This is a genomic window from Parvularculales bacterium, assembly GCA_036881865.1.
In the GTDB taxonomy this organism is placed as follows: Bacteria; Pseudomonadota; Alphaproteobacteria; order JAPOUT01; family JBAJNM01; genus JBAJNM01.
In genome coordinates this window covers 25,032-35,203 of record JBAJNM010000016.1, presented here as the reverse complement: position 1 = coordinate 35,203, position 10,172 = coordinate 25,032, and the positions used below count along the sequence as shown (strand labels likewise).

Genomic DNA, 10,172 nt, shown 5'->3' with positions numbered 1-10,172 from the left:
GAAATTAGCGATTTTTTTACTTGCAATGTAATTTGATTCCTGTCAAAGGTGCGCCCATCAGAGCGATGCACCTTGTATTGCTTTGCCATTTTGTAAGTAAAAAAATCCTTGGAGATTATTCAGATGGTATCAAACCTGAAAGAACTGGCCCCGATGGCGGGGCGATTATCTTTGCCTGCGGCTTTGCCGGTGGCCTTGATTGTGGGCGTTGTTGTTGTGATAGCTCCTGCTATTAGCGGACCCGCTCACGCAGGTGTTAGTGGTGGTGGTGGTCATCATGGTAGCATAAATACCGAACGCGACCATAACTGTAGCGTTTTCGGATGTATTGAAGCGTCTGGTAGTTACGAAGACAGCAATGTACTGCTTGAAGACTTGGGTTCAACGACCGAGCTTGCAGAATAAAATTAACCGGCTTGTAAACTGTAGCGGAACCCCCATGACCGGATTCGTGGCCGTTGCCGGATTTGACGATTATGAACGGGACTTTGCCATCCCGGTAGAACAACCCCTCTCCGCAGTTCTCCCGGCGCCTTCTTCCTTCCTAGGCGCTGAAATTGGGGAGGGGTTAGGTGCCTTTTCCTTACAGGCTTTCGTGGATGGTAGTAGTCTGGAAGAAAGCCACCCTCCACGTATAGAACTGGCACTGACGGGAGACCTGTTGCAGGTTGATGCGGAATTCGTATCTCCTGCTTCAGGCCCCTCCTGTTCTGGGCATCGGATCACGGGAGCACGGGTCCACGCTGGCCATGATGGCTCATTTAAGCACAGCCTACGACGTAACGCCAAGTATCAGGTCGCTGATGCGTGTCAGCTGCCGCTACGAGCACATGGCACCGGAGGGCGTGTCATTGCAAATGAGTTATCTAGATTTTCGGGTGAGGAAAATTAGATGAAAGAACTGCAGATGCAAAAGCGGAGGGCGGTTAATGGCTAACCCTCTATCCGTATTATTTCTATGCACCGGTAATTCCTGCCGCTCTATCATGGCGGAAGCCTTGTTGGCACATCACGGTGGTAGCCGTTTTTTATCACACAGCGCCGGAAGTTTTCCTACCGGCGACGTTCATCCGAAAAGCCTTGCCACGCTGAAAGCACACGGTATCGCAACTACCGACTATCAAAGCAAATCATGGGACGAATTCACCGACCAGCCTATTGATATCGTGATTACCGTCTGCGACACCGTCGCCAGTGAAATCTGTCCGATATTTCCCGGTGAACCCCTTAAAGCACATTGGGGTGTGCCCGACCCTGCCAAATTTGAAGGTAGCGAGGAGGCTACCGGTCAGGAATTCAATCGCATCTTTGCCATGCTGGAAAGGCGCATCAAAGCCTTGATTCACTTGCCACTTGAAAGCATGAACAAGATAGAACTTCAACGGCAACTTGAGACTATAGGTACATTATGACTGAAACACATTCCCCCCTTGGCTTCTTTGAACGCTATCTCTCCCTTTGGGTGGCGTTCTGCATTGTTGCCGGTGTAGGCCTTGGAGTTGCCATCCCTTCCATCTTCCAGACCATTGCCGGTCTGGAATACGCCAAAGTAAATCTGGTTGTCGCCGTATTTATCTGGGTGATGATCTACCCGATGATGGTGAACGTTGATTTTGCCAGTATCAAAGACGTAGGCCGCAAACTCAAAGGCCTGTGCATTACGCTGGTAATTAACTGGCTAATCAAACCTTTCACCATGGCTGCGCTCGGCGTGTTGTTCTTTGAATATGTGTTTTCCGGACTGATCAGCCCGGAAAATGCCAAGGAATATATCGCCGGAATGATTCTACTTGGGGTGGCTCCCTGTACGGCGATGGTGTTCGTCTGGAGCCAACTGGTGCACGGAGATGCCAATTACACGCTGGTGCAAGTGTCAGTAAACGATATCATAATGATCTTTGCCTTCGCGCCACTGGCCGCATTCCTGCTGGGTATCACTGATATTGTTGTGCCGTGGGAAACTTTGCTCCTCTCCGTTGTCCTGTATGTTGTCATTCCATTGGTGGCAGGCTATGCCACCCGCAAAAAACTGGTTAAGAACTATAACCATGAGAACATTGAGGGATTCACCGCTAAGGTGAAGCCTTATTCCGTTATCGGCTTACTGGCCACGGTCGTACTGCTGTTCGGCTTTCAGGCGCAAACCATATTAGATGAACCGCTTGTCATCATCCTGATTGCCATACCGTTGCTGATTCAAACCTATGGTATCTTTATCACCGCCTATGGTTGGGCTTATTTATGGCGCGTGCCGTATAGTACTGCCGCACCCGCTGCATTAATCGGCACGTCCAACTTTTTCGAATTGGCTGTTGCCGTTGCCATCAGCCTGTTCGGTCTGCATTCCAGTGCAGCACTCGCCACCGTAGTCGGGGTATTGGTTGAAGTGCCGGTAATGCTCTCATTGGTGGCACTAGCCAAACGAACACGGCATTGGTTTGCTACATCTTAATTTCTCCCCACCACTCTATCAAATGCGCCACATCTGCGGCAATCGAGAAAGCAGTGGTCTATAACAGGAGAATCACTGCTACCGTAAACCCCGATAGCACCCCCGTGCATCTCTACGTCAATCCGCGCACGATGTATCTTATCAGTATTGAGTCCCGTTAAGCCGCCGACAGGCTTCGGGAGAGGATTGGCTACTATTGTATATAATCACCTTTTTTGGAGCTTATACAAATTTAAGTGATATCACTCTAGGCGTAACAAATCCAACTAAGCAATGCGCGTGGCACAATATGCATCAGCGACTCAGCGACCAAGAAACGTCTCTGTTGCACCGACAATCTCATCCAACGGCAACCGCTCAGGGATGACATCCTCCGGCAATGCCGATAAGATCCGGCCAGGTGCGCGATTATCCAACAACACAAAAACGCCGCGGTCACTCCGCTTGCGAATAAGCCGTCCAAAGGCCTGCCGCAACCTCAATCGCGCCAGACCATCATCATAGAGACGTCCACCAAAATGTGCACGACGGGCGCGATGCAGAATATTCGGACGCGGCCACGGTGTGCGCTCCATCACCATAAGACGCAAACTAGCACCACTTACGTCGATCCCATCCCGAAATGCATCTGTGCCTAGTAAACAACTGTTGTGTTCATTCTGGAATAAATCCACCAGCGTACCTGCATCCAACGCATCCACATGTTGTGCAAAAAGTGCCAACCCCGCTTCATGCAATGTGGGCGCGATACGCTCATGGACAGATCGCAACCGCGAGATAGCCGTAAACAACCCAAGGGCACCCCCACCGGATGCTAAAAACAAAGCACGATAGGCCTCGGCTACACACTCCATATCATCGGAACGTCCCATGTCAGAGACTACAAACACTCTCGTCTGCACGGCATAATCAAACGGTGATGCAAAACGAAACCGCTTCGCAGGCTCCGGCAAATGCCGCGCACCGGTGCGAAAGGTGGCCTGCCGCCAGTTATCAACCTCATGCTCATCATCAAGAAACGGGTCATGAAGCGTTGCAGATGTAATCAAAGCGCCATGAGAACTGTGCAAAACATAACGTGCAAAGGGTTCCGTGGGATCAAGATAATGGCGGTGCAATCCCGTGTCATATTCACGCCCCTCGCGTTTATCTACCGAGAGCCAATCAACAAACACCTCTTGCTTGCCATCATCTATATTTTCCGCATCAGGTGATACAAGATCTGACAACATCATGCGCCAACGTTTAATCTCCTCAAGCCACAATACAAAACGGCGTAATCGGTGTTGAGGTTCAACCTCATCTCCCTCCCGCAGGGTAGCCACGACAGCCTCCAGAGATTCTGCCAAACGAACCAATGCCTGCGCCATATCCTGTGCTGCCCCAACAAGAGCCTTGTCCGGCGGCCAGACAGAAGCCTCAAGGCTGTAGGGATTCCGTTCCCCATCAGCGCGGTCATGAACCTGTCGCCGCACAAGGGTAAAAAACCGCTCGGCAATTTCATGGGGCCTGTTACTTTCAAGACGTTGACCCCAACCGGAAGCAGGCAAGACCAAGGCCGCTTCCTGAACTTTAGCAACCAGTTCCGCAAGAGTCGCATCGTCCGCCATGTTGTTTTCCAACCGCGCCGCAAGACCATCCTGATGCCTTGCCCCCCGCACCCTGTCTCCTTGCGTGCCCAACAGCCAACGTCTTAACTCTGCCGCTTCACTTATGGTCAAATCAGTAGAGAAAGCACCATCCGCCGTATCAAACAAATGATGCCCCTCGTCAAAAATATAACGGGTGGCATCAGATGCACCGGAGGATATATCATCAGTAGTATCGTCTAATAGCGTCTGTGAAGCTGCCCATCTCAATACCAACGCATGATTGGCCACTACAATACGCGCCTGCCGTGAATCCCGCACAACCCGCTCAATAAAACATTTCCGATAATGCGGACAAGCATCGTAAATACAATCACCACGGCGGTCAGCAAGCATCTCCCGTCTCAGTGAATGACCATTATTCGCCAAAAGCCACGTAGGAAAATCATCGCTCATGTCTCCGGAACGGCTATACCGCGCCCACCGCGCCACAAGAGTAGCGGCGACCGTATCTAATCCCGCGCTGGCCCGTTGCATAATTGCCTGCATATTCAAAAGACACAGATAATTTTCCCGTCCTTTACGTATCACAACCCCGCTCTTACCACGCCAACCGGGTAAATCATTGAGACGCGTCAACTCTCGCTGCAACTGATGTTGTAAATTGCGGGTATAGGTAGAAATCCAGACCGGCCCGGCGTTTTGTTCGGCCCACAGGCTGGCGGGTGCAATATATCCCAATGTTTTGCCGGTTCCCGTTCCTGCCTCTACCAGCGCTACATGAGGCCGGTTTGGCTCCTCAAAGGCGGCAAACGCCAAGCCCGCCGCCTGCGCATAATCATCTTGTGGTGTGCGTGCTTCCGCATCCACACCCTTCAGCACAGCCAGACGTTGCTCAATGGATTGAGACGTAGGAGGTGTATCGTCTTGGAGTTGATCGTAAGGCGATACATCACGCCACTCGGCAAGATCACGCCACACAGATAAAGCATCAAGAGCCGATCCTGAAACAGAGATCTCCGCCCCAACCCCCTTCTGCTGTGACATAAGAGCCTCCACCACCGCTTCTCCCCATGGCCAGCCATGATCCCTCAGCAGACAAGCGGAGGCAAACGCTCTGTCTCCATAGGCATAATTCCCGGAGGCCAGATATCCCATCAAGATGCCAGTGGCGCGATGCAACACAAGCGCCTCCTGAATAGCACTGTCAGGTTCATCAATACCCAGCGCCTGAGCCAGAGAGCGCGGGGTCGGCAAACAAAAATGAACCGGCAACACAAAAGCAAACAGTTCCATAATGTCGGCGGTATGGAGATTAAAAAGATTATCCTGACGTCTGTTGTGCGTTAAGCCCAGACGGCGAGCGGTAAAGGCCCGATGGCATACAAGATGCGGCATGTCCTGCAAACGCCGACGGAGGGCAGTGCTTTCAAGGGTTTCGATCTCGCCGTCCGACGTTAGGATAAGCGCGGCGCAGCCATCTGCCACCAACGCAGGCAGAGCGCAGATCGGAGGGCCAGATTGTGAAGTAACGGAAGTCATAATCAACCATACACTATACCCACCTATAGGCAGACCACGAAGAACGTCTGGAGCGGAGAAAGAGCCAAGAGCAGGAGATAAGATTGACGCTTACCTTAAGCTCGTCATAGGGTTGTCAAATTATGGCAGAATCGTCGAATCATTCAATTTGGCCTTTTAATGAAGCTCAAAGGCTTCTTGACCGCTTAAAAAAGCAGAGCGAGACAGTGCGGGACGTTGTGTTTGAAACTGGCTATGGACCGAGTGGCTTGCCTCATATTGGAACGTTTGGCGAGGTGGTACGGACAAGCATGGTGCGTCATGCATTTTCGGTGTTAGCACCGGATCGGCCGTGTCGTTTGATATGTTTTTCTGATGATATGGATGGCTTGCGAAAAGTACCGGGCAATGTGCCGCAACAAGATATGTTGCGCGAACATCTTAACAAGCCTCTTATGGATATTCCTGACCCGTTTGGCAAGTATGAGAGTTTTGGTGCGCATAACAATGCGCGTCTGCGGAAGTTTCTTGATCGTTTTGGTTTTGAGTATGAATTTGCCAGCGCAACAGAACATTATCGCTCAGGTCGTTTTGATGAAACTTTGCTGAAAGCACTCGCTGCTTATGATGATATTATGGCAATTATATTACCAGCCCTTGGTGAAGAGCGTCGCCGGACGTATAGCCCGTTTTTACCTGTCTGCTCTGAAACCGGCACTGTCCTGATGGCTCAGGTTGTAGTTCAAGACAGTCAGGCGGGCACCATCACTTATGTTCATCCTGATCATGGAAGAGAGGTTGAGACCCCCGTCACCGGCGGACACTGCAAACTACAGTGGAAGGCAGACTGGGCCATGCGCTGGGTAGCATTGGGCGTGGATTATGAAATGTCTGGCAAAGATTTGATGGACTCTGTTCGGCAATCAAGCCAGATTTGCCGTGCTCTTAAGGGCACGCCGCCAGAGGGATTTTCTTACGAACTGTTTCTTGATAAGAATGGCAGCAAGATTTCAAAATCTATCGGCAATGGTTTAACCATTGAAGAATGGCTGCGCTACGCCCCACCTGAAAGTCTGTCTTTATTTATGTATCAAAATCCGCGGCGGGCAAAACGGTTGTATTTTGACGTCATCCCTAAAACGGTGGATAATTATATTTCACATCTTAACGCTTTTCCTAACCAGACCCCTGATGAACAACAAGCTAATCCCGTTTGGCATATTCATAGTGGCAAGCCACCGCTCACCTCATGTCCTGTCAACTATTCTCTATTGCTAAGTCTTGCCGCTGCTAGCCGAGCACAAGACAAAGCCATGCTGTGGGGATTTATCCGCCACTATAAACCGGATGCGACTCCCGAAACCTATCCCCTACTGGATGATCTGGCAGGTCATGCTATCATTTACGCTCAGGATTTCATCACGCTACACTACACCGCCCCTCACGATTATGATGGCGGCACGCAAGCTCTTGAATCTCTCAAAGAACATCTTATAGCCCTACCCGAGCTCCCTGATGCCGATACCATTCAAACACTACTGTTTGAATTGGGGAAAGAGGTTTATGGCAAACCGCGTTTACGGGAATGGTTTGGCTTTTTATACCAAACCTTGTTGGGCAGTTCAGCGGGTGCGCGATTTGGAACGTTCATTGCTCTTTATGGGGTTGAGAATACCGTCACGCTTATTGACCGTGCTCTTAGCGGTGAACTTATCCAGAACAATCAGGTTCCCTGAGTTTTAATAACGAGTCCTTGTAAATGAGTCTTTATAATATAGTGGCTCCCTTGCTGGCGCACCTTGACCCGGAACGCGCTCACAGGCTGGCTCTTTTTGGCCTTAAAGTGGGGTTGGCTCCTAATGGCAACCCCGCACATGATGTTTCTGCTTTACGTACTAGCGTGTTAGGCCGCACTTTTCCAAACCCTCTTGGCCTTGCTGCCGGTTTTGATAAAAATGCGGAAGCCCCTGTAGCACTGCTACGGCTCGGCTTCGGCTTTGTAGAGGTGGGCACTGTCACCCCCTACCCTCAGGATGGAAACCGTCGTCCGCGTATTTTTCGCCTACCCCATGATCGCGCCATCATAAATCGCTTAGGCTTCAATAACGATGGCCATGACAAAGTTAAAACGCGCCTTGAAGCTCTGCGCGCACAAAATAAACCCAGTGAATCTAACATAGGTAGGTCTAGCATTGTAGGGGTTAATCTGGGAGCCGGACGCAACAGTTCAGACCGCATTGCTGATTACACCCGCGGCTTTAAAGTATTTGGCAGTCTTGCAGATTATATAACCATCAATATCTCCAGCCCCAACACGCCGGGCCTGCGGACGTTACAAAAACCTCAGGAATTACAAACCCTCATAGCCCGCTTAAACGAGGCCAGACACGACAAAGCCGAGCACGATGCACCCGACACACCTCTGCTCGTCAAAATCGCCCCCGACCTTGACGAAGCAGCTCTAACTACCATAGCCGAAACGGCTCTTGAGGGAGGTATTGACGGGTTCATTATATCCAACACCACTACAGCCCGTGAGGGGCTTCATCACCCACAATCTACACAAACAGCCCAAGAAGAAGGCGGTCTCTCCGGTGCTCCCCTTATGGCTCCCTCAACCCGCATGCTTGCCCACCTCTATCGTTTAACCCACGGGCGTTTGCCTCTCATCGGTGTCGGTGGTATTTTTTCCGGCGCAGATGCCTACACCAAAATAAGGGCTGGCGCGAGCCTTGTGCAACTCTATACGGGGTTCGCCTTTGAGGGGCCACTCCTCATCGAGCGCATCAAACAAGAGATAACCGCTTGCCTCGCACGCGATGGATATACCACAATAAAAGACGCCATCGGCAGCCACGCTGAACAATACGCCCTAAACAAGGGACACACCTGGCCCCCTGATAACAACTCCAAATGACAATAACATGACAAAAACTCTAACCCTCTATCATAACCCCCAATGCACAAAATCCCGACAGACCCTTGACCTATTGCGTGAACACAATAGGGAGCCGGAGATTATCGAATATCTCCAGACGCCGCCTGATGCAGCAACCCTCAAAAAATTGCTCACCTTATTAAAAATGGCACCGCGGGATTTAATGCGCAAAAAAGAAACACTCTACAAAAAACTAAACCTCAACGACGATACCCTTGATGATGACACCCTCATCAAGGCCATGATAACTCACCCGATTCTAATAGAGCGTCCGATTGTTGTGTATGGCAACAAAGCCAGTATCGGACGTCCGCCGGAACAAGTGCTATCTATCCTATAGCCCGGCGGCGCACGGCAGGATAAAACGGCCACAGGCTCAAAGCCCGCGCTACCAAAAATACTATAAAAGAAGCCCACAGCCCATGATTACCAAAGACCGGAAACAAAACAGCCCACGACCCTATATAAGCCACAAGAGGAATAATCGTCACATTGCGCATAATGGCCGTTTCTGTTGCTCCGATAAAAATACCATCCAACTGATAACACCACACTCCTACAAGAGGTACCAGAACAACCCACGGCAAATAATCCAAAGCCAGCAGACGTGTTTGAGCATCAGAGCCCAGAAAATCCGTCACCCACGGACCAGAAAGAGCAAACAACACTGTAAGGCACAGTGCAGCACCCGCCGCTTGCAGCGTTGAGAGCCGGACGGCCTGTCCAAGAGCGCGGGGATTCCGTGCACCAATAGATTGCCCAGTCAAGGTTTCAGCCGCAAAAGCAAATCCATCTAAAAACCACGAAGTAATCGTGACAAAATGCATCAGGATCGCATTAGCGGCGAGAATACCATCTCCTGATCGCGCCCCTTGCGATAAAAACCAAAAGAAAGCAAACAACAAACCCAACGTGCGTATAGTCAAATCCCGGCTCATCACTGCCATGCGTCTAAACCCCGCCCATGACCGCACCCTCTGCCAGTCCAACGTGCCAGGCTTATCTGCCAAAAACCAAACCATGGCACAAAGCCCCACGCCACCCATAACCATCTCAGCAATCACCGTACCCAGAGCAACCCCCGCAACCCCCCACCCAAACCCAAGAACAAACAACATGTCCAATGCAATATTAAGAACATTAAGAACAAGCTGCAAAAACAGCACCATAGACGTACGCCCCAAGCCGATAAACCAGCCAAGAATGACGTAACCAATAAGGGTTGCCGGAGCACCATATATTCGAATGATAAAATACTCATGAGTCAGCGCCTTCACGGCAGGCGAGCCGCCAAGTAATAACAAAACCACCGCTCCCAAAGGCTGCTGCACGACAATCAGCACAACCCCCAAAACCCAATGCCATCAATAATGCCTGCCCGGGAATAACCCGCATACTATTCCAATCCGTAGCTCCATAAGCCTGAGCAGTAAGACCGGAGGTTCCCATACGCAAAAAGCCGAACATCCAAAACAATGCAGAAAAGGCGAACGCGCCCAAAGCAATTGCCCCAATTTGGCGCGGGTCACCACTTTGGGCGACAACAGCCGTGTCAACCACCCCAAGCAGGGGAGTGGCAATATTGGCCATCACAATAGGCACGGCAATCCAAAACACCGCCTTGTGAGTGAGCGGTGTTATATCCGGTGTTTTCCTATCCGCCATAAGACCC

General features: G+C 50.8%; 10 protein-coding genes. 7 read left to right on the top strand and 3 right to left on the bottom strand.

Going from position 1 to position 10,172, the window contains the following annotated elements:
- Positions 1-123: 123 nt before the first annotated feature.
- From V6Z81_05330 to arsB, 4 genes are read left to right on the top strand one after another with little or no spacing between them, the layout of a single operon-like run.
- Positions 124-405 carry a hypothetical protein gene (locus tag V6Z81_05330; protein MEG9861908.1) on the top strand — a complete coding sequence of 94 codons (282 nt, stop codon included), beginning with the start codon at positions 124-126 and terminating at the stop codon, positions 403-405.
- 34 nt (positions 406-439) lie between these two features.
- Positions 440-892 (top strand): hypothetical protein, encoded by a 453-nt coding sequence (locus tag V6Z81_05325; protein MEG9861907.1) that lies wholly within the window; start codon positions 440-442, stop codon positions 890-892.
- Positions 893-929: 37 nt separating this feature from the next.
- Positions 930-1,412 (top strand): arsenate reductase ArsC, encoded by a 483-nt coding sequence (locus V6Z81_05320; protein MEG9861906.1) that lies wholly within the window; start codon positions 930-932, stop codon positions 1,410-1,412.
- On the top strand, positions 1,409-2,452 hold the full coding sequence (gene arsB, locus V6Z81_05315; protein MEG9861905.1) for an ACR3 family arsenite efflux transporter: 1,044 nt from the start codon (positions 1,409-1,411) through the stop codon (positions 2,450-2,452). Before V6Z81_05320 ends, arsB begins: the two co-directional genes overlap by 4 nt.
- 302 nt (positions 2,453-2,754) lie before the next feature.
- Here the strand turns inward: arsB and V6Z81_05310 are convergent, their stop codons facing one another.
- Complete coding sequence (locus V6Z81_05310; protein MEG9861904.1) at positions 2,755-5,583, bottom strand: ATP-dependent DNA helicase; 2,829 nt, start codon at positions 5,581-5,583, stop codon at positions 2,755-2,757.
- A 122-nt stretch (positions 5,584-5,705) separates the two neighbouring features.
- Here V6Z81_05310 and V6Z81_05305 point away from each other — a divergent pair, with 122 nt between their 5' ends.
- The 3 genes from V6Z81_05305 to arsC are packed head-to-tail and all read left to right on the top strand — an operon-like array spanning position 5,706 to position 8,840.
- Entirely contained in the window at positions 5,706-7,298 is a 1,593-nt protein-coding gene (locus tag V6Z81_05305) for a lysine--tRNA ligase (GenBank protein MEG9861903.1), read from the top strand.
- Positions 7,299-7,321: 23 nt separating this feature from the next.
- A complete protein-coding gene (locus tag V6Z81_05300; GenBank protein ID MEG9861902.1) occupies positions 7,322-8,479 on the top strand; it encodes a quinone-dependent dihydroorotate dehydrogenase in 1,158 nt (385 codons plus the stop codon).
- Positions 8,480-8,486: 7 nt separating this feature from the next.
- On the top strand, positions 8,487-8,840 hold the full coding sequence (gene arsC / locus V6Z81_05295) for an arsenate reductase (glutaredoxin) (protein ID MEG9861901.1): 354 nt from the start codon (positions 8,487-8,489) through the stop codon (positions 8,838-8,840).
- On the opposite strand, the gene V6Z81_05290 is transcribed toward arsC, so the two are convergent.
- Together V6Z81_05290 and V6Z81_05285 are read right to left on the bottom strand one after the other, a co-directional pair.
- On the bottom strand, positions 8,830-9,831 hold the full coding sequence (locus V6Z81_05290) for an MATE family efflux transporter (protein ID MEG9861900.1): 1,002 nt from the start codon (positions 9,829-9,831) through the stop codon (positions 8,830-8,832). The two genes, arsC and V6Z81_05290, sit on opposite strands and share 11 nt — an antisense overlap.
- Positions 9,758-10,165, bottom strand: a complete 408-nt coding sequence (locus tag V6Z81_05285) for an MATE family efflux transporter (GenBank protein MEG9861899.1) — start codon at positions 10,163-10,165, stop codon at positions 9,758-9,760. The genes V6Z81_05290 and V6Z81_05285 overlap by 74 nt, the downstream gene beginning before the upstream one ends.
- Between the last annotated feature and the right edge of the window lie 7 nt (positions 10,166-10,172).